This window comes from Acidiphilium sp. AL, from assembly GCF_025499445.1.
In the GTDB taxonomy this organism is placed as follows: Bacteria; Pseudomonadota; Alphaproteobacteria; order Acetobacterales; family Acetobacteraceae; genus Acidiphilium; species Acidiphilium iwatense.
Genome location: NZ_JAIMBZ010000032.1, coordinates 13,854 through 35,922, shown reverse-complemented (window position 1 = coordinate 35,922; position 22,069 = coordinate 13,854). Strand labels below are relative to the sequence as shown.

23 protein-coding genes are annotated in these 22,069 nt (G+C 62.2%); 4 read left to right on the top strand and 19 right to left on the bottom strand.

From position 1 onward, the window contains the following. Positions 1 to 108: 108 nt before the first annotated feature. From AiwAL_RS15205 to AiwAL_RS15130, 16 genes are all read right to left on the bottom strand, one after another. The gene (locus AiwAL_RS15205) at positions 109 to 384 is read right to left on the bottom strand and encodes a DUF2274 domain-containing protein (protein ID WP_262312994.1); all 276 of its coding nucleotides are present in this window, start codon (positions 382 to 384) and stop codon (positions 109 to 111) included. Next, positions 381 to 1,595 carry a TrbI/VirB10 family protein gene (locus AiwAL_RS15200; RefSeq protein ID WP_262312993.1) on the bottom strand — a complete coding sequence of 405 codons (1,215 nt, stop codon included), beginning with the start codon at positions 1,593 to 1,595 and terminating at the stop codon, positions 381 to 383. The genes AiwAL_RS15205 and AiwAL_RS15200 overlap by 4 nt, the downstream gene beginning before the upstream one ends. Beyond that, the gene (trbG, locus tag AiwAL_RS15195) at positions 1,592 to 2,575 is read right to left on the bottom strand and encodes a P-type conjugative transfer protein TrbG (protein ID WP_262312992.1); all 984 of its coding nucleotides are present in this window, start codon (positions 2,573 to 2,575) and stop codon (positions 1,592 to 1,594) included. Before trbG ends, AiwAL_RS15200 begins: the two co-directional genes overlap by 4 nt. 155 nt (positions 2,576 to 2,730) lie before the next feature. After that, positions 2,731 to 3,420, bottom strand: coding sequence for a conjugal transfer protein TrbF (gene trbF / locus AiwAL_RS15190; protein ID WP_262312991.1), 690 nt, complete (start codon positions 3,418 to 3,420; stop codon positions 2,731 to 2,733). 2 nt (positions 3,421 to 3,422) lie between these two features. Further along, complete coding sequence (trbL, locus tag AiwAL_RS15185; protein WP_262312990.1) at positions 3,423 to 4,769, bottom strand: P-type conjugative transfer protein TrbL; 1,347 nt, start codon at positions 4,767 to 4,769, stop codon at positions 3,423 to 3,425. An 11-nt stretch (positions 4,770 to 4,780) separates the two neighbouring features. After that, complete coding sequence (gene trbJ, locus AiwAL_RS15180; RefSeq protein ID WP_262312989.1) at positions 4,781 to 5,560, bottom strand: P-type conjugative transfer protein TrbJ; 780 nt, start codon at positions 5,558 to 5,560, stop codon at positions 4,781 to 4,783. Continuing rightward, positions 5,557 to 8,001, bottom strand: a complete 2,445-nt coding sequence (gene trbE / locus AiwAL_RS15175; protein WP_262312988.1) for a conjugal transfer protein TrbE — start codon at positions 7,999 to 8,001, stop codon at positions 5,557 to 5,559. The genes trbJ and trbE overlap by 4 nt, the downstream gene beginning before the upstream one ends. A 12-nt stretch (positions 8,002 to 8,013) precedes the next feature. After that, complete coding sequence (locus AiwAL_RS15170) at positions 8,014 to 8,289, bottom strand: VirB3 family type IV secretion system protein (RefSeq protein WP_262312987.1); 276 nt, start codon at positions 8,287 to 8,289, stop codon at positions 8,014 to 8,016. Then, positions 8,289 to 8,621, bottom strand: coding sequence for a TrbC/VirB2 family protein (locus AiwAL_RS15165; protein ID WP_408851753.1), 333 nt, complete (start codon positions 8,619 to 8,621; stop codon positions 8,289 to 8,291). The genes AiwAL_RS15170 and AiwAL_RS15165 overlap by 1 nt, the downstream gene beginning before the upstream one ends. A 26-nt stretch (positions 8,622 to 8,647) precedes the next feature. Continuing rightward, the gene (trbB, locus tag AiwAL_RS15160) at positions 8,648 to 9,625 is read right to left on the bottom strand and encodes a P-type conjugative transfer ATPase TrbB (protein ID WP_316044787.1); all 978 of its coding nucleotides are present in this window, start codon (positions 9,623 to 9,625) and stop codon (positions 8,648 to 8,650) included. A 193-nt stretch (positions 9,626 to 9,818) separates the two neighbouring features. Further along, positions 9,819 to 10,286, bottom strand: coding sequence for a ribbon-helix-helix domain-containing protein (locus AiwAL_RS15155; RefSeq protein ID WP_262312985.1), 468 nt, complete (start codon positions 10,284 to 10,286; stop codon positions 9,819 to 9,821). Positions 10,287 to 10,294: 8 nt separating this feature from the next. Beyond that, positions 10,295 to 12,286: a conjugal transfer protein TraG gene (locus tag AiwAL_RS15150; protein WP_262312984.1), complete on the bottom strand. Its 1,992-nt coding sequence runs from the start codon at positions 12,284 to 12,286 to the stop codon at positions 10,295 to 10,297. A gap of 146 nt (positions 12,287 to 12,432) precedes the next feature. Next, the gene (locus tag AiwAL_RS15145) at positions 12,433 to 13,089 is read right to left on the bottom strand and encodes a hypothetical protein (protein ID WP_262312983.1); all 657 of its coding nucleotides are present in this window, start codon (positions 13,087 to 13,089) and stop codon (positions 12,433 to 12,435) included. Between the two features lie 246 nt (positions 13,090 to 13,335). Beyond that, a complete protein-coding gene (locus AiwAL_RS15140) occupies positions 13,336 to 14,157 on the bottom strand; it encodes a helix-turn-helix domain-containing protein (protein WP_262312982.1) in 822 nt (273 codons plus the stop codon). 82 nt (positions 14,158 to 14,239) lie between these two features. Beyond that, complete coding sequence (locus AiwAL_RS15135; protein WP_262312981.1) at positions 14,240 to 14,785, bottom strand: carboxymuconolactone decarboxylase family protein; 546 nt, start codon at positions 14,783 to 14,785, stop codon at positions 14,240 to 14,242. 552 nt (positions 14,786 to 15,337) lie between these two features. Beyond that, a complete protein-coding gene (locus AiwAL_RS15130) occupies positions 15,338 to 16,240 on the bottom strand; it encodes a LysR family transcriptional regulator (RefSeq protein WP_262312980.1) in 903 nt (300 codons plus the stop codon). A 111-nt stretch (positions 16,241 to 16,351) separates the two neighbouring features. Here AiwAL_RS15130 and AiwAL_RS15125 point away from each other — a divergent pair, with 111 nt between their 5' ends. Together AiwAL_RS15125 and AiwAL_RS15120 are read left to right on the top strand one after the other, a co-directional pair. Continuing rightward, complete coding sequence (locus tag AiwAL_RS15125; protein ID WP_262312979.1) at positions 16,352 to 16,762, top strand: nuclear transport factor 2 family protein; 411 nt, start codon at positions 16,352 to 16,354, stop codon at positions 16,760 to 16,762. A gap of 109 nt (positions 16,763 to 16,871) precedes the next feature. Beyond that, positions 16,872 to 17,357: a DUF2867 domain-containing protein gene (locus AiwAL_RS15120; RefSeq protein ID WP_262312978.1), complete on the top strand. Its 486-nt coding sequence runs from the start codon at positions 16,872 to 16,874 to the stop codon at positions 17,355 to 17,357. A 68-nt stretch (positions 17,358 to 17,425) separates the two neighbouring features. On the opposite strand, the gene AiwAL_RS15115 is transcribed toward AiwAL_RS15120, so the two are convergent. Beyond that, positions 17,426 to 18,325, bottom strand: a complete 900-nt coding sequence (locus AiwAL_RS15115; RefSeq protein ID WP_262312977.1) for a LysR family transcriptional regulator — start codon at positions 18,323 to 18,325, stop codon at positions 17,426 to 17,428. A 120-nt stretch (positions 18,326 to 18,445) separates the two neighbouring features. On the opposite strand from AiwAL_RS15115, the gene AiwAL_RS15110 reads away from it, so the two are divergent. Beyond that, a complete protein-coding gene (locus tag AiwAL_RS15110; RefSeq protein WP_262312976.1) occupies positions 18,446 to 19,324 on the top strand; it encodes an NmrA/HSCARG family protein in 879 nt (292 codons plus the stop codon). Between the two features lie 108 nt (positions 19,325 to 19,432). Here AiwAL_RS15110 and AiwAL_RS15105 read toward each other — a convergent pair whose 3' ends face one another. Beyond that, on the bottom strand, positions 19,433 to 20,263 hold the full coding sequence (locus AiwAL_RS15105; protein ID WP_262312975.1) for an SDR family oxidoreductase: 831 nt from the start codon (positions 20,261 to 20,263) through the stop codon (positions 19,433 to 19,435). A 14-nt stretch (positions 20,264 to 20,277) separates the two neighbouring features. On the opposite strand from AiwAL_RS15105, the gene AiwAL_RS15100 reads away from it, so the two are divergent. Next, positions 20,278 to 21,213, top strand: a complete 936-nt coding sequence (locus tag AiwAL_RS15100; protein WP_262312974.1) for an AraC family transcriptional regulator — start codon at positions 20,278 to 20,280, stop codon at positions 21,211 to 21,213. Positions 21,214 to 21,240: 27 nt separating this feature from the next. On the opposite strand, the gene AiwAL_RS15095 is transcribed toward AiwAL_RS15100, so the two are convergent. Further along, positions 21,241 to 22,026, bottom strand: a complete 786-nt coding sequence (locus tag AiwAL_RS15095) for an SDR family NAD(P)-dependent oxidoreductase (RefSeq protein WP_262312973.1) — start codon at positions 22,024 to 22,026, stop codon at positions 21,241 to 21,243. Positions 22,027 to 22,069 lie beyond the last annotated feature (43 nt).

Here is a 22,069-nt window from a genome sequence, read left to right as displayed (position 1 = left end):
TCGTCGCGCGACTCGGTGGCTGGAATTGTTACTATAAACCACCGGGGCCAAAAACCATGCGAGCCGGATGGGCACAGTTCGCCTCAATGGCCGCAGGCTTCGTCCTCGCTACCCAGTCAAATGTGTGAATCCCGTAGCCTGATGGAGGAGGGGGTAGGGGCTGTTGGGTGTCGATTTACGGAGTTTGATGAACGCTCGATCCGTCGCCATGAACCGCTGGATCATCGGCACGATCAACTTTCCCGGATTTGAAATGGGCTGGGCGGTATTTCGGCTCAGCAGTTCAGCATAAGAGACCAGATCGCGATGCACAGCGGCGGGTAGCTCGATCGTTAGCTTGACGGGCTTGTCGTCTTCCAACGGCCCAAGCTTCAGTTTCGTCATGGGGTATTTTCCGTTCCATAAGGGGCCAGGACGAGATCACGCGTGACCATCACATCAACTGGAAATCCCGGTCTGATGGTGAGCGTGGGCTGCACGTCGAGTTCGCGCTGGACGATTTGCTGCCCGGTCTGGCTGATGCTGTTGGAGGCGCCCATGCGCAGTGCCTGGGCGAGATTGTTTCCGCTATTGCTGGTACCTGCCTCGGCACCGACGCTGAGGATGGTGGACAAGATTGCTCCGTCGAACAGCATCCCCCAGTGATTATTCACCCGGTCATAGAGGCCGGCATAGCCCTGCGTGTCAGCGCCCGGCAGGCGATCCAGCACGATGGATCCTCCATCCGGCATGATCAGCCGCGTCCAGACGAGGAGCACGCGGCTCTGCCCGAAGGTGACCGAGCTATCATATTGCCCGATCAGCTTCGCCCCTTGCGGAATGAGCAGATAGCGCCCGGTGGGGCTGTCATAAACATCCTGCGTCACTTGGGCGATGATCTGGCCCGGAAGGTCGGAGCGGATGCCGGTGATCAGCGCCGCTGGGATTACGGTGCCCGCCTGCACGACATAGGGCGAGGCGGGTTTCTGCAACTGTTCTGGGCTGACCGTGCGCCGGTCCACCGGCTCGCTCATGAAGGCGGTCTTGCTGTTTGTAGCGGTGGTGGTCGCGGGCAATGATGGACCCGCCGCTAACATCCCAACATTGCCATTGGCAGTTCTGCTGTGCTGGTCCGTCGGCTGACGATCCTCCTGCACAAAGAGTTTGCTGGCGAGTGCCGCCTGCTGTTGCTGGGCCAGGCGCCGCGCGTTGGAATTCATGCCGCTTGCCATCAGGGCAGTACCCGTTGTGGCATGGGCATTGACGATGGCCGGCCCGAGATCCCCCGGTAAAGGTGGCCCGAGCTTGGGTGCATGATTCGCTGCCAGCCCGGCATAACTTTTTGGCAGACTGGAGAGGCCATCGGCCTCGGCGTGTGTCTGGGTATCGTAGAGGTTGCTGGCCGTGCCGGAAGGCTTATGCGATTGCAGCCCGTAGCCAAGTGCGCCGGCTACTGCGAGTGCGCTCATGCCGCCCAGACCAATAAGCACTTTGCGGGACAGACGGGTGACGCGCGGTATGTCGCCCCGCAATCGGAAGCCCTCCGCGGCGGCGGTGGGTTGGGTCGAGGGAGGCCGGACACTGCCTGTCCCTTCCTCGCCCTCGGTTGCGGTCATGAACGAGGCACCCCATCGGTGCGGACAATCCGCACCACCTGTTGCCCGTCCTTGCCGCCCAAGCGCAATTCCGCCGCGGCGAAGAGCTGATCCACGATGTAATAATTGCCTTGCACCTGGTAGTTCACCAGTTCCGAGCCGCCGGTCGGCCCCACCACGAAGAGTGGCGGCATGTTCCCTTGCGCGATCCCGGACGGGAATTCGATATAGACTTTTTTCCCGTCATCGAAGGCGCGCAACGGCCGCCAGGGCGGATTATTTCCCTTGATCGCGTAGCGGAAATTCAACGCCGAAATGTCAACGCCCGCCGCGATCGGCGCGGCCGCATCGGCCTCCGCGTTCTGCTGTTTCAAGGCAAAAATCTGATCTTCGGGATATTGCCAGGAAACCGAGGCCATGTAGGTCTTCGGCGTAGAATGTAGCTCGAGCAGATAGGTCCGTTTGTCGGTGTTGATGACCAGATTGGTCTGCAGGTCGGGCATGGTCGGTTTGACGAGGATATGTACGCGCTCATTGGCGCCTGAGCCGCTGTCGGTGTTGCCGATGATCCAGCGCAATGTATCGCCGGCGGCGATCGGCCCGGAGCCCGCGAGTTTTTCTCCCGGCTGCAGCTCGATGTCGGTGATCTCGCCGGGCGAGGTATAGACCTGATAGAGCGCGCCAACTGCGTAGGGGTAGACCTGCACAGCATTGATGAAGCTATCCCGCAGCGGCTGCACCCGGGCCGCCGCATCGGCTCGTTCGACCCGCGCCAGCGGATTGGAGGATTGCGCGGACTTGGTATCGCCGGTGTCGCCTGCGCCGTCTGCGCCGCCGTCGGGTAGCTTCTTCAACTGCCCAGGCAGCGGTAAGGGCTCCGGCACCTGGACGATCCGAACCGGCTTTGGTGGGGGCGGCAGTAAGGTGGCCTTCACCGCGTTGTCGTAATTGATCTTGGGCGGGATGAATTTTTGCGCGCAACCGCTGAGCGCGGTGGCCATCAGCAACAGCGCCGTAAAGCCGTATCTGCGAAGGCGTGTATCTGCGCCTTTCCGGCGCCTCCCGCTGCTTCGGCTGCGTACCGCGATAGGTATTCCGGGATGGCCGGGCTCAGGATTGGACATGGACTGGCCCCGGACCGGGCCAATTGATAGGCTCATTGTGCCAGCTCCTTCGACCAGTTGATGGCGGTGACGTAGATGCCAAGCGGGTTTTTCCGCAGCGCCTCGGCGCTGTGGGGTGGTTGCAGCGTCACGGTGAGGATGGCGCTCCAGTTCTGGAGCGAAGACAGCGCGCCGTCCTTGTAATGGTGCTCGACCCAGTCGATCTGGAAACTGTCCGGCGAGGCCCGGATAACGCTGGAGATGTCGACAGAGACCTGCTCGTGTCCGAGCGCCGCGAAAGGATCGTCGGCGCGGGCATACTCGTTCAGCGCCTGGGCACCGGACGTGGTGGTAAAGTCATAGGCCTGGAGCCAATGCTGCCGCAGGACGATGGGATCATCAGGGAGTGAGCGGACATCCTGGATGAAATTCGCCAGATACCAGGCGATCTGCGGATCGCTGGGCCGGTAGTCGGCGGTGGCAGGCGCTACGGCCTGGGCCTGACCAAGTTTATCGACCTGCACCACCCAGGGCACGACGCTGCCCCGCGCGGCTTGCCAGACTAGCCCGCCCGCCAGCCCCATGGACAGCGCCAAAGATCCGAAAGCCATCAGCCGCCAATTTTTCGCCTGCACGCGGGCGGACCCGATGCGCTCGTCCCAGGCCTGGGCGGCACGCTGATAGGGCGTCTCGGGCTCAGGTGTGCGGCCATAACGAACCGAGGCGCGACGAAATAGCGCCATGCCTATTCTCCTTCCCTGAGATTGACGGAATGGCCGCCGCCAGAGCGGTCACCGGATTTGACCGCCTGGGCCGCGGTCTGCGCTCCGCGTTTCAACGCCTGGCCATGCTTCATGCGTTCAGCCCAGCCCGGCGCGGCCGCCTGGCCGGCGCCAGGGGTGGTCTCCTTGCCCGCCGCCACGCTGGCCGTGGAAGCGCTCTCGACGGGGGCTGAGCTGGTGGAGGCTTTCCCGGAGGCAAAACCTTGCCTCATGGCCCCGGTTGCCTGACTGGCGGCGCGCCTTACACCAGCTGTGGCCGAATTCCCGGCGGAACGACTGATACCGCCCAGCCCACCCATGACGCCGGCGGCGCCAGATTGTCCGGCCGCACCGCGGCCATAGGCGCCGGCAACGGCACCTGCTGCAGCGGCACCACCGCGCGCGGCGGCTGCAGAGCCGGACATGGCGGCCATGGCACCCCTCCCGGCTAGGCCAACCGCACCTGCGCCGGCCATGGCGGTGCCCGCGACCGCAAGACCGGTGCCCACAGCGGCTCCCGCACCAAGCTGCGGCGCGCCGGAGACCAGGCCAGTGGCGATGCCTGGCCCATAGATCCCAAGGCCGAGCAGCGACAAAGCGGCCAGCACCGTGGCAAGGGCCTGGCTGATGTTGGGTTCGGCCGAACCGTAGCTGGTGGTGAACTGGGCAAAGAGCCCGGTGCCAATGCCGACAATGACGGCAAGGACCATCACCTTGATGCCGGTGGCGACGATATTGCCCAGCACCTTCTCTGCCAGGAAGGCGGTTTTGCCGAAGAGTGCGAATGGCACCAGCACGAAGCCGGCCAATGTCGTCAGCTTGAATTCGATCAGCGTCACGAAGAGCTGCACCGCCAGGATGAAGAAGGCGATCAGCACCAGCAGCCAGGAAATCATCAATACGGCGATCTGCACCGCATTGGTGAAAATCGCGACCGGTCCCACCAGCTTCTCGGCTGCGTTCAGCAGCGGCTGCCCGGCAGCGATACCGACTTCGGCGAGGCGACCCGGTTCGAGGAACTGAGCCTGGGAGATGGAGGAGCCGCCTGCTGTGAGACCCAGCCCGGCGAAGCTGTCGAAAACCACCTTCGCCAGATCATCGAAATTGCCGATAAGATAAGCAAAGAAGCCGATATAGAGGGTCTTCTTCACCAGACGCTGGAGGATGTCCTCATCCGCACCCCAGGCCCAGAACAGTCCGGCTAGCGTGATGTCGATGATGATCAGGGTGGAGGAGAGTGAGAGAACGTCGCCCTTCACCAGCCCAAAGCCGGAATCGATATAGCTGGTGAAAATATTCAGGAAGGTGTCGATGACGCCGACATTGTTCATGTGGGCGTCTCCTATCGCCCGTTGAACATCGTGACGTTGCCGGGCGTGTAGGCGTTCAGCGTCGCGAAATTCTTGTAGAGCGCTTTACTCTCTGCTTCGGTTGTGGCGGTGTTTGCTTGTGCCAACGCATCCGCTCGTGCCTTCGCCGACGTCACCGCGACAAGGTCGGAAAGCTGCTGGGATTGCAGGGCCAATAGCTGGTTGCCCGCCTGGGCAGCCTGCAGAGCGCCGGTGGCATCCTGGCTGGCGGAGACGAGTGACTGCATGGCACTGGCATCGGAGGAGATATTCCCGACAACGCCAGCCTGGACTTTCAGGGAGTCTTCAAACGCGCCGACGGAGTTCTGCCAACGGGTCTGTGCGCCTGCGATCAGCGTGGCATCAGATGCCGTGCTGGATAAGGAACCATAGGTGCTGGTAAAGGCCTGTTCGACCTGCTGGACGTTGAAGGCGATGTTCTGCGCCTGGGAGATCAGGCCTTCGGTCTGCTGCACTGAGGATTCGAGCTGGGTCAGGGTGGAGAGCGGCAAATTGGCGAGGTTCTTCGCCTGATTGACCAACATCTGCGCCTGGTTGGTGAGGCCCTGGATCTCATTGTCGACCTGCTGCAGCTCGCGCGCCGCGGTCAGTACGTTCTGCGCATAATTGGTGGGGTCGAAGACGATCCATTGCGCCAATGCACGTGGCGCCGTCAGGGCGAGAAAAGCGACGCCCAACGGAAAAGCGGTAACAACGGCAAGGGCAACAACCACGACGCGATGCCCGCGACGCACCAGACGCAGGCTCGTCATGGCGAAGCCTCCAGGTTGGGTAGGTCAGGAATGAGATCGGCCGCCCAGTCGAAGCCGTGCTGCCTCAACCAGGATTCGGTGAATGGTACGCGGTCATGTTCGGCCAGGATGCGCTCAATGGCGGCATGATCGGCCTTGGAGGAGGCGGCGCAGAAGGCAAGCGCCACCGGGCCGAGGCCCAATTCGAAGAGCCGGTTACCGCGCCGCGACTGGCAGTAATAATCGCGCTTGGGCGTGGCCCGCGCGATGATCTCGATCTGCCGGTCATTGAGTCCAAAACGGCGATAGATGGCAGTGATCTGCGGCTCGATGGCGCGCTCATTCGGCAGAAAGATGCGTGTCGGACAGCTTTCCACGATGGCGGGCGCGATTGGGCTGTTATCGATGTCGGAGAGGGATTGGGTGGCGAAGATGACTGAGGCATTCTTTTTGCGCAGGGTCTTCAGCCACTCGCGGAGCTGCTGGGCGAAGGAGGGATCGTCGAGGACCAGCCAGCCTTCGTCGATGATCAGCAGCGTCGGCCGTCCGTCCAGCCGTTGCTCGATACGGTGGAAGAGATAGGTCAGCACGGCGGGCGCCGCGCTGGCGCCGATCAGCCCCTCGGTCTCGAAGGTCTGAAGTGGGGCTACGCCAAGATGTTCAGTCTCGGCATCGAGTAACCGCCCGCAGGCGCCGCCAACGCAATAGGGCTGGAGCGCCTGCTTCAGCGCGGTGGATTGCAGCAACACCGCGAGGCCGGTGATGGTGCGCTCATTGACCGGCGAGCTGGCCAGCGAGATCAGCGCCGACCAGACATGTTCCTTTACGGCCGGGTCGATGGCGACACCCTCTTTGGCGAGGATGGCCGCGATCCATTCCGCCACCCAGGCGCGCTCGGCCGGATCATCGATCCCGGCCAGAGGCTGCAACGAGACCGTGGTCTCCGCCCCAACTCCCGTGGACAGGCTTCCCCCAAGATCGTGCCAGTCTCCGCCCATGGCGAGTACGGCGGTGCGGATCGACCCGCCGAAATCGAAGGCAAAGATCTGGCTGTTCGGATAGCGCCGGAACTGCATCGCCATTAGGGCCAGCAGTACGGATTTGCCGGCCCCCGTCGGTCCGGCGATTAGCGTGTGACCGACATCGCCGACATGCAGCGAGAACCGAAACGGCGTGCTGCCTTCGGTCTTGCCGAAGAACAGGGGAGGGGATTGGAAATGCTCATCACGTTCCGGTCCGGCCCAGACCGCCGAGAGTGGGATCATGTGGGCGAGGTTCAGTGTGGAGACTGGTGGCTGTCGAACATTGGCGTAGGCATGGCCAGGCAGCGAGCCAAGCCAGGCTTCAATGGCGTTCACCCCCTCCGCCATGCAGGTGAAATCGCGGCCCTGGATCACCTTTTCGACCAAGCGCAGTTTCTCAGCGGCGCGCCCGGCATCTTGATCCCAGACCGTGATCGTGGCGGTGACATAGGCCTGGCCGACATCGTCGGCGCCCAATTCCTGCAGCGCCATGTCGGCGTCCATAGCCTTGTTGGCGGCATCGGAATCGACCAGCACCGATTGCTCGTTGGTCATCACCTCCTTGACGATGGCGCCGATGGACTTGCGCTTGGCGAACCATTGCCGCCGGATTTTGGTGAGCAGACGGACCGCTTCGGTTTTGTCGAGCAGGATGGCGCGGGTGGACCAGCGATAGGGGAAGGCGAGCCGGTTCAACTCATCGAGGATGCCGGGAAAGGTAACGGTCGGGAATCCGACGACGGTCAGCGTGCGCAGATGATGACTGCCCAGACGCGGCTCCAGCCCGCCCGCCAGCGGTTCGTCTGCCAGCAGTACGTCGAGATGCATCGGCGTCTCGGGCACGCGAACACGCTGCGTCCGGGTCGAGATGGTGGAATGCAGGTAGGTCAGCGTCTCGTTATCATCGAGCCAGCAGGCCTCGGGCATGAAGCCCTCGATCAGCTGCAGTACCCGGTTGGAGCGGTCGATAATGCCGCGCAACAACTCCCAGGGATCGACGCCGGTCTGGTGGCGGCCTTCATAGAGCCAACTTTCGATACGGGAGGCGTCTTCGACGGGTGGAAGCCACACAAACGTCAGGAAATACCGGCTCTCGAAATGCGTGCCCGCTTCCTCGAAGGCATCCTGGCGTTCCAGGTCGACCAGCGCCGAGGCCGGGTCGGGGAAGGTGCTGTGCGGATAGCTCTGGGCGGCGATCCGCTGGGCCTCGACGAAAATCGCCCAGCCGGAACCGAGGCGGCGCAGCGCATTGTTGAGCCGGGCGGTAACGCCGACCAGTTCCGCGGGTGTCGCGGAATCCAGGTCCGGCCCCCGGAATCGCGCAGTGCGCTGGAAGGAGCCGTCCTTGTTCAGCACCACACCCGGCGCCACCAGCGCCGCCCAAGGCAGAAAATCTGCAAGACAGGCGGGATGGTTGCGGTATTCGGTGAGGTTCAGCATCGGCGCCGCCCCTCAAATGCCGAGATGAGCCGGGTAGCGCAGATGCCGGCGCACCACGTCGACGAATTGCGGATCGCGCTTCGCGGCCCAGACGGCGGCTGTGTGTCCCGCCACCCAGAGGAGTGCGCCGGGGATCCAGAGCCGCAGCCCCAAAGCGATGGCCGCGGCCAGCGTGCCGTTGGCGATGGCCACCGTGCGCGGCGCGCCCGCCATCAGGATCGGGTCGGTAAGGGCGCGATGCACCGGCGCGAAGAAGCCGGGCACATTCGGGTCGGTGATCCCGGCCATCAGATCAGCGCCCCGCCGGAGAAGGAGAAGAAGGACAGGAAGAAGGAGCTGGCCGCGAAAGCGATACTGAGCCCAAAGACGATCTGGATCAGCCGCCGGAAGCCGCCGGAGGTGTCACCGAAAGCGAGGGACAATCCCGTCACAGTGATGATGATCACCGAAATGATTTTTGCCACTGGCCCCTGCACGGACTCCAGGATCGCGTTCAGAGGGGTTTCCCAGGGCATGTCCGAACCCGAGGCATAGGCCGCAGGGGCCAGCAGCAAGAACAGACTGGCTGCGGTGGTTAAATCCACCATGCGGCGGCGCACGGCTCGGTCTGCCGCCCGCATCGCGCGATCAGGCAAACGCATCTGGATCATGCTGTATCTCCCTTGAAAGTCTGGATGGCGGCGCCATTCTCGCGCTTGTCTTCGCTCTCGGTCGTGGCGGCGCGGATGCGGTAATCGCCCGTAGTGGGATTGAGGCCGGTGACGAAGGCGAGTTCGGCGAGGCGGCGTTCGCTGCCTCGGCCTTGCAGCACGGCGATGAGATTGACTGTCTCGGCGATCAGTGCGCGGGGTACGGTGATGACGGCTTCCTGGATGAGCTGTTCCAGGCGGCGCAGCGCGCCGAGCGCGGTGCCGGCATGAATGGTGCCGATGCCCCCCGGATGACCGGTGCCCCAGGCCTTGAGCAGATCGAGCGCTTCCGGCCCGCGGACCTCGCCGATGGGGATGCGGTCGGGCCGCAGGCGCAGGGCGGAGCGGACCAGATCGGAGAGTGAGGCGACGCCATCCTTGGTGCGTAGCGCCACCAGATTCGGCGCCTTGCATTGCAGCTCGCGCGTATCCTCGATCAGCACCACCCGGTCGGTGCTTTGCGCCACTTCCAGGAGCAGGGCGTTGGTGAGCGTCGTCTTGCCGGTCGAAGTTCCACCCGCGACGAGGATGTTGCGCCGCTCGCGTACCGCGATGCGCAGGATTGCTGCCTGTTGGGTGGTCATGATGCCGTGCTCGACATAATCGATCAGGGTGAACACGGCGGTGGCGGGCTTGCGGATCGCGAAGGCGGGTGCCGCGACTACAGGCGGCAGCAGTCCTTCGAAGCGTTCTCCCGTCTGGGGCAGTTCGGCGGAGACGCGCGGTGCACCAGCATGCACCTCGGCGCCGACATGGTGGGCGACGAGGCGCACGATGCGTTCGCCATCGGCGGCACAGAGTGATTGCCCGGTATCCTCCAACCCGCCGGTCAACCGGTCGATCCAGAGCCGTCCGTCAGGGTTCAACATTACTTCGACGATCGACGGGTCTTCAAGGAAGTCAGCGATCGCGGGACCGAGTGCTGTGCGCAGCATGCGTGCGCTTCGCGTAATTGATTCGAATTGCAGATTGAGCACCATCGCATGCATCCCCGGCAGAGGCCGATCGCGGGGCGCGATCGGCGACGGGGATGATTAGAAGGGACAAAAATCTGAGCGCTTCAACAAGGTTTTTGTCTCGGGACAAGAAGAGCGCAGCATGGAGTAAAAAGATTTGCAGCAGCGTAGATCAGTCTTCTTCGCCGGTTGTGCCCGCGGGGCTCGGGTGGGCTGAATGAGTTTCTGTCTCGCTGGTGCGGAGGAGATCTCGTGGAATTTCGTCGAGCAAAGTGCGGCCGTGATTCAACCGGCGGCCCAGTGCCTCGATGAACCCCTCATAGCGTTCCCGCCCCTTGGCCTGGGCGCTGGTCTGGGCTTCCGGGGGCAAAGGAGGCGTGACGGTCAGCCAGAACCGGACGAACAGCGCCAAAGCTTCGATGGAAATGCCGCTATTGCGCTCAAGGCGTTGCACCTGCCGGGTCAGCCGGTCGAGGCGCCGCGCGAAGGCGGCCTCCTTCCGGTCAGCGCCATCGGGCGAGAGGAATGAGGCAATGGCGGCTTCGACGATGGCGGACCGTGTCAGCCGCTTGCGGATGGCGAGTTCGCTGATCTGGGAGATCATCTCGACGGGGAGAGACAGGTTGAGGCGGTCTCGCATTGTCTCTCCTACAGCCCAAGCCCGTCGGACGGATCCATGGAGCCTTGCCGCGCAAGGCCTTGCATGCGTTGGCGTTGAAGCGCGCGCTGGCGGGTGGCCTCGTCGGGCGTGTCGTCCAGCATATCGAATTCATCCCGTTCAGGATGGGCTGAGGACGGTTCCTTCATCAGGGCGATGTGATCAGGCTGTTCCGGCAACTCCGGTTCGCGCCGGATGCCGCCATTGGCGTCATCGCCTTCGGTCTTCAGTGGTTTGGTGAGATCGCCTGAAGGGGGCAGAGGCGGGAGCTGTGACCAGTCATCCGGCCGTGGGGCACGCTGTGCGTTCCGGGGTGGCGGCAGGATACGCTCCTGGAAACGCCGGTCCTCGTAATAGCGCGCTTTCTTCGCGCGGATCGGGTGGATGCCGGAGACCATGACGATCTCGTCGGTAGGGGGCAATTGCATGATCTCGCCTGGGGTCAGGAGCGGACGGGCGGTCTCCGAACGCGAGACCATCAGATGGCCGAGCCAGGGTGATAGACGGTGCCCGGCATAATTCTTCTGATCCTTCATCTCGGTGGCGGTGCCGAGAGCGTCCGAGACACGCTTCGCGGTGCGCTCGTCATTGGTCGCGAAGCTGACGCGGACATGGCAATTATCGAGGATGGCGTTATTGGGGCCGTAGGCTTTTTCGATCTGGTTCAGGGATTGGGCGATCAGGAAACTCTTCAACCCGTAACCGGCCATGAAGGCGAGCGCGCTTTCGAAGAAATCCAGCCGCCCCAGGGCGGGGAACTCATCGAGCATCAGCAGCATGCGCTGTTGTTTGGTCCTGGGCTTTAGCTCCTCAGTCAGGCGTCGGCCGATCTGGTTGAGGACCAGGCGGATGAGTGGTTTGGTCCGGCTGATATCGGAGGGTGGCACCACGAGGTAGAGCGTGGTGGCCCGAGTGCCGGAGACGAGATCGGCAATCCGCCAATCGCACTGGCGTGTGACCTTGGCCACGACTGGATCCCGGTAAAGCCCCAGAAACGACATTGCCGTCGACAGCACGCCGGATCGTTCATTGTCCGACTTGTTCAGCAGCTCGCGCGCGGCGCTGGCGATCACCGGGTGCACCCCGGCCTCGCCGAGATGGCGGGTGGTCATCATGACCCGCAGGGTTGCTTCGATCGGGCGCCTGGGATCGGAGAGGAAGCTGGCGACACCGGCCAGGGTCTTGTCGGCCTCGGCATAGAGGACATGCAGGATGGCGCCGACGAGCAAAGCGTGGCTGGTCTTCTCCCAATGATTGCGCTTCTCCAGGCTGCCTTCCGGGTCGACCAGGATATCGGCGATATTCTGGACATCGCGCACCTCCCACTCGCCACGCCTGACTTCGAGCAGGGGATTGTAAGCGGCCGAGGCGCTATTAGTCGGGTCGAATAGCAGGACCTTGCCGTGTTTGCCCCGAAAGCCCGCGGTCAGCTGCCAGTTCTCACCCTTGATGTCGTGGACGATGGCGGATCCGGCCCAGGTCAGCAGCGTTGGCACCGCCAGCCCGACGCCTTTCCCCGATCGGGTTGGGGCGAAGCACAGCACATGCTCCGGTCCGTCATGACGGAGATAGGTTGTCTCCTGCCGCCCGAGCATAACGCCGTCTGCCCCCAGCAGGCCCGCGGCCTTTATTTCTTCCCGGCTGGCCCAGCGGGCGGAACCATAGGTTTCTGCCTTCCTGGCCTCCCTGGCGCGCCGCACCGACATGAAGATTGCTGTCGCGGCGGCGATGATGCCGCCCGAAGAGGCAATATAGGCGCCCTGGATGAAGAGCGACGAGGCGTAGGCATCATAAGCGTACCACCACCAGAAGAAAGCCGGCGGCAGATAGACTGGCAGGCCGATCAGGTTGAACCAGGGCGCGCCCAGTCCCGCCTGGAAGCCAAGATGCCATGCCACCCATTCGGTGGCGGCCCACATCGTCGCCAGTACGATGGCGAAGACGATGGTGATTTGTCCCCAGAGAATCTTGGTGCCTGACATGACACGCTCCTTTCAGGAGCGAAGTCGGCGGCGGAATTCCTCGATTGCAAGGGGAATATTGGCGGCATCGCGGGCTGGAGAAACGGGGCGCAAAACTATTGGCTGGGGCGTAGGGCCGCAGCAGTGAGTATGGCTGGTGCCGGTCCTTAATGCAGGATCGGCGCCTTTGGTTCCTCATCCGGGCTCAGGGTCAGAGCAGCATGCCAGAGCGGCGTCTTGGTGAAGAATTCCCGCCGCTCCATGCCTTTGCCGACCCGGTGCTCCTCGAGCAGACCCATCCAGCATAAAGGGCGGAGAACATGGATATAGAATGTCGCCGTCAGATGATAATCATAGCGTCGGATCTCGGCTTCGCTGCCGCCGAACAGGACCGAGCAAAGTCGTTCCTCGGTAACGGCAGTCTCGGCTTCGACATTGACGATGCCGAGGAAAATGTCCCAGTCACCGACGAGGCGGTCACCATGCCGCGTGTGGCGGCTGTGATCCGTCTCGATGAGGAAGTGCTGAGCCAGATGTGTCCAGAGCGCGGCGGGGCTGGCCTTCAGATCCCGGGCCAGCTTGGTGAGCTGCATCGTCCCTTTGTAATGCCGGGTCAGTTTGGCGCTGATCAAGAGGTCATGCAGGAGGACCAGTGGCAGATAATCGACCTCATTCAGTACCTTGTTGACGGCGTAGAGATATTCCAGCGAATAGTGGGGCCAGTTGAAGGCCTTGGCCGCCCATTCCACGAAATAGCGCTTGAGCGCCTTGCCGGCAGTGAGGCCGATCGGGCCGTTGGTTTCGATATAGTCGAAGGTCAGCAATGTCGCTCTGAGTAAGGGCGAACAGGTGAGGCTGGGTTCCGTATCCGTCATGGGTCTGAACGGGATCATATGGGGATTTTGGCCGATGGGCGGCGGGATGCCAACCGGCTGGTGGTATAGTCTTGTGGCGCGGTAGCGCCCATGGCGGGCATTCCCGCACTCCAGTGGCAGTTTTCATAACGGACATCCAGTCAAGTCAATGTTCCGAGCCGAGCCAAAGTGTGTCATGTCCTTTAAGAATTAAAATCACGCCATGCCTCTGCCGAGCAATTCTGTATGCAATTTCTCGGTTTCCTCGTCGGCGGGAAACATGCTCTCCATGCGTAGTTCCTGGGCCGCGATCGTTTGCGGTGTGCCCACGGTCGTCACCATGGAAAAATAATTCAGCCGCCTGCCGTCCTTGAGGAAGCTGAGTGGAATGATCGGCATGGCCGAAGGCGCACTTGATTCCGCCAGCGGCGGTGCGACATCAGGAAAAGCAAGCAGGTTTGCCAGCAATGCCTTGGTTCTTTCATCGATAATCCGTCCCACGGACTCACGATGAACGCGTTGGATGAGGCTTGCCGCCACGACGGTAAAATCGGCGATGAAAGGGCGCATCCCTGCGGGATCAAACATCAACTCCAGCATATTGCGCGGGCTTTGACGCGCTGAAAGATCACAGAATTGGCCAAAAAAGAGTGGTGCGGCTTGGTTGGTCATCAGCACATTCCAATAACGGTCCATCACCAGCGCCGGAAACGGCTCCTGCTGATGCAGCATGCGGGTAAGCACACGGGTGACGGTGGCCATCTCGGGACCATCCCAGGCAACATCAGGATAAATCGGCGCATAACCACCAGCGAGCAACAACGTGTTGCGGTCTCGTAACGGCATGTCGAGCACCGTGGCGATGTCGATAAGCATCTGCCGGCTAGGTGTGCTGCGCCCGACCTCGATGAAGCTGATGTGGCGCTGCGACACGCCGGCATCGAGCGAGAGATCAAGCTGGCTTTTGCCACGCAACTCACGCCATTGGCGCAGCAGCACACCGGTTTGTGGCCTGTCCGCCGAAGTCTGCATCGCCATTCTGTTCCTCCTGAAGCCAGGTCGTTCTCTTATAGCTGACGCTGCCCGCTTCATGCGGAAAATGAAGCGGGCAGCACGGCGGTCATGCCTGCCAGCGGTGAGGAAGCAGGAAATCCTCCAATGGCGGCTGCGTGATGGTACCGCCGTAGTTCGTTATGGTCGAAGCTGCTGTAACCCCGAGGATTTCCAGGCTCTGCGCCCGGGTAAAGCCGGCAGCAATGAAGCTTTGCAGATCCTGTGCGGCGACATGGCCGCGCGTCTCAATCAGCCGGCGCGCCAGATACGACAAGGCGGAGAGCCGTGCATCTGCGGGCAGCGCGCCGGTGCGGATGGCCTCGACATCTGCCTCACTCAGCCCTTCTTTAAGTGCCAGCATGCTGTGAAACGCCACAGCCCAGTTACAGCCATTGGTGACGGCATTTGTCAGCAGCAGAGTCTGGATTTCGGCTTCGGTGAAGGTGCCGGAATGGACCTGCTGGAACAGTCCCCAAAACCCCTTGAGCAACTCCGGTGAATTGGCCATGGCGCCGGCAATGTTGGGGACGATGCCAAAAGCCTGCTGCAATTGCGCGAGTACCGGCTGCGATGCCTCAGGCACCGAACTCAATGTGTGGATCGGATAAGTCATGTTCGTTCCTTTTGATGTGACGCGGACAAGAATTGTCCGAACGAAACGGAATAAATCCAAAGCATGGCGGTGCGCCAACTACCTGATAGGTAATCGGAGAATTGTCGTAACTGGCGCGGACTTGGGAGTTCGCTAGGTGAACGTGGGTCGGCGAGCAATGGCCGCATCGCTTACTCTCGCGTCATGAGAAGTCATTCCGATTCAACGGCTCAATCGGCCTGTTTTGTCTATATTATTGGCCCCCTCATCAGTGTGCAGCTAACTGTGGAGTTCCTGGAATCCGCTCCCGCGATAGGGGAGCCGCCGGGCCGGATACGTGCTGTCCCGCAAGCCGCTCCGAACAGTGTAGTGCGTCGATCAGGATGAGAGCCGTATTGTCGCGGCACGATAATCAAAGCGCGGTCTGATTGTCGCTGGCATGGGCGTGCTTTCGATCGCGTTTTTCTCATGTGCTTCCCAGGGCGTATTACGGCTGGGCTGGGCATCATTCCATGATGGGCGCAGAGATCCTCGTTGGGCCGGGTCAGATCTTCGCGGGTATCCTGTGTGAGGTTAGGCGAAGGCCGTTCGATTTGTTCTGAGGAATTCCATGACTATCCTGGTGCGTTCGGACACGCGCCCTTCCCGCCGCACGATGGACATCCTCATGGGCTTGCCGGCCCAGTCGGACAGCAGCGGCACCAGCGCGCCGGCGCGAAGTGGCAGCGAGATGAGCCGGCTTGGCACCCAGGCGATCCCGATCCCTGAGACCGCAGCCGCTGCTACCGCGCAAGCATCGTCCAGGACAACCGCCAGCCCAGGTGAGATTCGGATAATTTTCGACGCCCCAGTTCGCGGATGAGCATACCGCCAGGGCTCGACAATACCGGTGCGCTGGCTGCGGAAGCCGATGAGATCGTGGCTCTCCAGATCGTTGGGTACCGACGGGGTGCCGCGGCGGCCTAGATAGTTCGGCGCGGCGCAGGTTATCCAGGGGAAGTCGCACAAGATCTGGGCGCGGTGGCCCGGAATGCCGTCCAGCGGACCGGTGCGGATCGCAAGATCAATTGCCTCCTCCGCGAGATCAACCATTCGGTCGCTTCCGCGTAAGTCGAGTTCGATCTGGGGCAACTCTGCCCGGAACTGCGGCAGGAGCGGCACCAAGCAGGTCGTGAGGATAGCCGTCGGCGCCGTGATTCGCACTCGGCCCGCGACGCTATCCCTAGACGCAACACTGATTGCAGCATCGGCTTTTTCTATCCCTCTCAAGGCTTCCCGCGCCAGCGGCAGCAGGCGCTCGCCATCTTCGGTGAGCGAGACGGCGTGGGTGGAACGGTTAAGCAGCCGTATTGCCCTCGCTTGTTCAAGCCTGCTGATCGTCTTGGACACGCCGGAGGTTGTCATGCCGAGGCGACGCCCAGCCGCCGTGAAGGACCCCGTCTCGGCGACGGCCAGGAAACAGGTCAGTTGGATCATCGTTAGGGGCGATGGTGTGGACACAATGTCAAGACTATCTCGGCTCTGATCGGGCTTCAAGCTGCTCCACTAATCGCCGACATTACAGGTGTTTCAAAAGAGAGATTCATCATGAACATGATCCATGCCCAACCCTTTCTCGACGCAATGCATGCCAAGGCTTCGGCGACGTTGGGAGAGCATCTCGACCCCGATGTCATCCTCAGCAGTCCCTTCGTCCCGGAGCCGTTCGTCGGCAGGGACGCGGTCATTCGCGTTTTGAAGGCTTTATTGGCTGGGGTGGACGAATTCGAGACCGTCGGGATCATCGCCGGGGAGAACCGGGCGGCCATCATGCTTCGTATTCGTGCCGGCGAGGCCGAGGTCACGGGGGTCGACGACATGATCGTCGGAGCCGACGGCCGCATCATCAGCATGACGGTGCAGTGGCGTCCGCTGGCCGGCATCGTCGCGATCCAGCAGAAGCTGGCGCCGCTCGTCGGTGTGCCCGCGCTGGAACTGGTGGAGAAGGGAAGTGCCTGATATGACCGGCGTCCTCAGTATCCGTGAGGAAACTTCCTTGCCACATTCTCCGCGCCCCACTTCCGCGCCCGGTTCGCGCCGAACGCCGGGTTCGAAGGCTCATCCCGTCATGCCGCCCGCCGAGAGCGCCATTGCGGACTGGTTTGTCGGTGCGGATCTGGTTGACGCCTATGCCATCACGCTTCCCGATGGGGCTCCCCGTGATATCGACGCGCTAGCGCGCGAGGCCCTGGAACACCCGCCGGCTTGGTTTCGGGCGCTGCTCGGCTTCCGCGACGCGGTTGTGTCGGTGGTTGGCGTGAAGTCCTCCGGGCAGATACGGCAAGATGCCGAGTCCAAGGGCGCCGAAACCGTGGCGTTCTTTCCGGTCCTGGCGCGTTCGGAGCGGGAGCTTGTGTTGGGGGAAGACGACCGGCACCTCGATTTTAGGGCCTCCGTCCTGGTACGGGTCGCGACAGACGAGGTGAAGCGCGACCTTATCCTGACCACGGCCGTGCGCTGCCACAATCTGCCGGGCCGTTTGTATCTCATGACGATTGCCCCGTTTCATCGCTTTATCGTCCGCCGCAACCTCGAACGTTTTCTGGCGCGCTGACCATTCAGGGGGGCTCGCATTCTCTTGGCGCCTATTTCCGTATGTGCGGAGGAACCGATGCATCCGCTTCATACAGGCGGCAAAAAAACCCTATCCGGGAAGGATTTCTCTACGATATCCAGGAAGGCGCGCACCTTCGCCCCGACAAGCCGGCGGGAACTTTGCAGCGCCCAGAGCTCGACCGGAGGCTCGGAAACGGGTCCCCAAAGAGCCAGCCGGCCCGCCGCGACATCGTCGGCGACCAGCAATTTTGGCAGTATCGCGGCCCCGGCGCCGGCCAATACCGCGTCGCGTACCATCAGCAACGATGACAGGCGCAACACTGGCTCGGGTCTGACCACGATGTCAGGCCCCTGATCACCGCGAAGCCGCCAACTGATATCTGCTGGCGTTGTGGTCAGCACCACCGCCTGCACGGCAAGCTCACCCACCGCTGCCGAATGGCTTGCAGCCCGCGGCAGGTCCGGCGGCGCCACGATCAGGCGCTCGTCATTCAGGAACCGGCGGCCGACCAGTCGGTCGTCCGGCGCTGGGTCGACCCTGATGACCAGATCATAGCCGTCCTCCACCGGATCGACCTTGCGATCCTCGGCGACGATCTCGAGCTGGACGTCCGGATAGGCGAGGGCGAAACGCGCGCCGATCCGGCCGAATGCCACATGCGCGATGACGACCGGCGCGCTGACCCTGAGCCGGCCGCGCGGGGTCGAAGCACCGAGCACCACCGTCTCGCCCGCCTCCGCGATCTCGTTGAGTGGCCCATCGGTGCGCTCATGCAGCGCTCGTCCCTCTTCCGTCAGCCGCAGGCTCTGCGATCCCCGCTCGATCAGCCGTAAGCCGAGACTCTGCTCCAGTTCAGCGACCTTGCGCGACAGCGTCGCCTTCGACCGGCCGGAAACCCGGCTGGCGCGGCCGATGCCGCCATGGGTGGCTACTAAATTGAAATCGGACAGGGCATGCAGGTCCATGGGGTGTTCCGGATTTGGAATGATCTGTTTCAATCATGGCGGCTTTTGACCGAAAATGGAACGGCTATTTTGCTCCTTATCGCGGATGGTTTTCCGCACCCCACAAGAGGAGTACCCATCATGACCATTCTCGTTACAGGCAGCACAGGCACTATCGGCGCCCAGGTTCTGGCCCATCTCCAGGGTCGGGGGGTGGATGTCCGCGCGCTCACCCGCTCGCCCGGCAAGGCGTCGCTTCCCTCCGGCGTGACACCGGTACGCGGCGACCTCGCCGACATCGATTCGGTGCGCTCCGCACTCGATGGCGTGAGCACGCTCTTCCTGCTCGTTCCCAACGTCGCCGACGAGCTGACCCAGGCCATGCTGACGCTGACGGTCGCGCGCGAGGCCGGCATCAAGGGCGTCGTCTATCTGTCGGTGTTCAAGGGCGAGGCCTATGCCGACGTGCCGCATTTTGCCAGTAAGCACACGGTCGAGCGGATGATCGAGGCGCTGGACCTGCCGGCGACCATCCTGCGTCCGGCCTATTTCATCCAGAACGATCTCCGCCAGAAAGACCCGCTGCTGAAATTCGGCGCCTATGCCGCGCCGATCGGGTCGAAGGGGGTCTCGATGGTCGATATCCGCGATATCGGCGAGGCTGCCGCCATCGAACTGCGCCGCCGGGAACAGGCGCCCGCACCGATCGGGCGTGAGATCTATGAGCTGGTCGGCCCGGACAGCCTGACCGGAGAAGGCATCGCGGCGATCTGGAGCGAGGCGCTCGGCCGCGCCATCTATTATGGCGGCGACGATCTCAGCGTGATGGAGCAGCGGATGAAGGCCATGCTGCCGGCGTGGCACGCGCTCGACCTGCGCCTGATGTTCGGCCGCTACCAGACGGACGGCGCCACGGCGAGCGCCGCCGACATCGCGCATCTTAGTAAGCTGCTCGGCCGCGCGCCCCGCTCCTACGCAGACTTTGCCAAGGATGCCGTGGCCCAGTGGGCGAAGGGCTGAATTCCTCAACCAGCTTGTTAGAGCGGTCGGTGCTGTCACGAAATCGGCACGGCCCGAAGCGAGCCGGTTCGGTCCCGACCGGTCCTCGCTTCGGATTTGCTCAGATGATCAGGAGTGTTTTGACCAGGTGACGGCGTCAGCCCCGGCGGGAATCCGCGTTGGGGCGTTGTCGTCCGTTGCAGCACGCCAGATGGCCTCCGCGACGTCCAAAGGGCGAGTGAATTCCTCATGCTCGCCCATGAGGCTCGCAATGACGGCCTGGCCCAGCGGGGCGTAGGGTACGGGAAACTCCAGCGCACCCTGGGTGAGGGCGCGGGCGTTTTCACCGAAGCGGGTCTCCGGGGCGAGGCCGGGGAGAACGAGTTTCACCTTGATGTTGAAAGGTTCAAGCTCCAGCGCGAAGGATTCGGCAAAGGCGTTTACTGCCGCCTTGCTGGCCGTATAGACCGAGAGCAGCGGCAGCGGGCGTAAAGTCACGGTCGAGGTCACGTTGATGATGGTGCCGGATTTGCGCGCCCGGAACTGCGGGAGAACGGCCTGAATCATCGCCATGGTGCCGAAGGTATTGGTCTCGAAGATGCGCCGGGCCATGTCGATTGGCGTGCCTTCGAGCGCGTTCAGCCAGCCGATACCAGCATTGTTCACGAGCACGTCGATATCGTCGGCCGCGGCGATGGCCTGCGCGATGCTGTCCTGGTCTGTCACATCCAGCTTCAGCACCTGCAGATTGGAGGCAGGGGGAATAACGCTGTCATCCGGGGTGCGCATGGTGGCGATGACCCGCCAGCCACGTTCGAGGAAGTATTTCGCGGTTTCTAGGCCAAAGCCAGAGGAACAGCCGGTGATGAGTATGGATTTCATGATGAGTCCTGCGATGAGTACAAAAAGAAGATAGATCGGCACGCTGGGACGGTATATGATAAGAAGTCCGTATTTCATTTGAATGAGTCCAGATGGCTGATCCTCTCGCTGAAATCGTTACGTTGCTCCGGCCCCGGATGAAGTTTTCCAAAGTGGCCAGTGGAGCGGGGCCATGGCGACTACGCAAAGAGGGGGATGGTCATCTGTTCTATGGCGCCGTGGTGGAGGGGAGTTGCCGGTTGCAAGTGGAAGGGCGCGAGGCGTTGACGCTGGGCGTGAATGATTTCGTGCTGATTCCCGCCGCGGTGGATTGTATCATGATGAGCCTGCATCCAGAGGCGGAAGAGATGCCCTTGTCCGAGCCGGTGCGCTTGCCGTCCGGTGAGTTCAGATTGGGAGATCTGGAGGGGCCGGTAAATGTCCGGAATTTGATAGGACATTGTGAATTTGCCTCGCCGGATGCGGCGTTGCTGGTCTCGCTCCTGCCGGAACTGGTGCATGTGCGGGGCCAGTCAAATCTGGCGACGCTTGTGGCACTGGTGGGGGAGGAGGATCGCGCAAACAAGCCGGGGCAAGAAATGGTCCTGGCGCATCTGCTGGAGGTGATGCTGATCGAAGCGTTGAGATCAGCTGCCGAAGTTGGGGCTTCACCGGGGCTGCTGCGCGGCCTGGCGGATGAAAGGCTGGCAGCGGCGATCAGACGGATGCACGAGGCGCCAGAACGAGCATGGAGTGCGGCAGATCTGGCCAGGGAAGCCGCCTTGTCACGCTCGGCATTTTTCGAGCGGTTCAACCGTGAGGTGGGGCTGGCGCCGATGGAATATCTGCTGACCTGGCGGATGGCCTTGGCGAAAAGGCTGCTGCGCAATGGCGGCAGGGTGGCGGAGGTCGCCGTGAAGGTAGGCTATCAGTCCGCGAGTTCCTTCAGCGTGGCCTTTTCACAGCGCGAGGGCGTGCCTCCCGCGCGTTATGCACGGGGGCTGCGGAGAGTATTTCCCTTTGAAAGGTCTGCGAAATTTCTCGCGTAAGGCGAGTTCCCCCAAGCATAACTTCGTTTACCATGGGACAGTTTGGCCCGTACGGTCGAGATACTCCAGGCCCGGCTTTCCTCGCTTGGCAAGCAAAGTGCTCACGATGTCGGGGATGGTTTCCTCAAGTCCGAACGGCGCGTCAGGCCCACCTAGAGCGGTACGAATCCAGCCTGGAGCCAAGACGACCATGGCGCGCTGTGGATCAGCCTCACGCGCCGCGAAGCTCCGCATGAACATGTTGAGCGCCGCTTTGCTGCCGCGATAGACCTCCCGTCCGCCATTTTCATTGTTGCTGATGCTACCCTGTCCCGACGACATGACGCCGATCAGGCCGTTTTCCGGTACGAGGTCCTGCAATGCTTCGATGGCACGCATGGGGCTTAACGCGTTGGTAACCATGACGCGTGTGAACTCCTCCGTGCTCACCTGCCCAACATGAACACGCTGATCGTGCGTCGTGGTTCCGGCATTGACAAAGAGCATGTCGAGCACCCTGCCCGACAGACGATCGCGCAACGCCGCGATCTGATCAGGCTCGTTGATATCAAGAACTTCAATATCTACTTGGCCGTGATGATCATCGGCCAGGTCGTGCAGCTCAGTTCGTGGGCCGGCTCTGACCGTGCCGATGACGGTCCAGCCTTTTTTCAAGAGCTCGGCGGCGATGGCGTATCCAAGGCCGCGCGAAGCACCGATGATCAGGGCGGTGCCGGCAGAGTCAGTTGAAATATTCGAGGACATGTGATGATCCTTCACTGCGTCATATTCACAGCGGATATGGTTGATGCCGTGATCTGGCGCCAGACGCATGAGATGCACATTATAGTTGCGTGATACGCTATGTCTTGGTCGG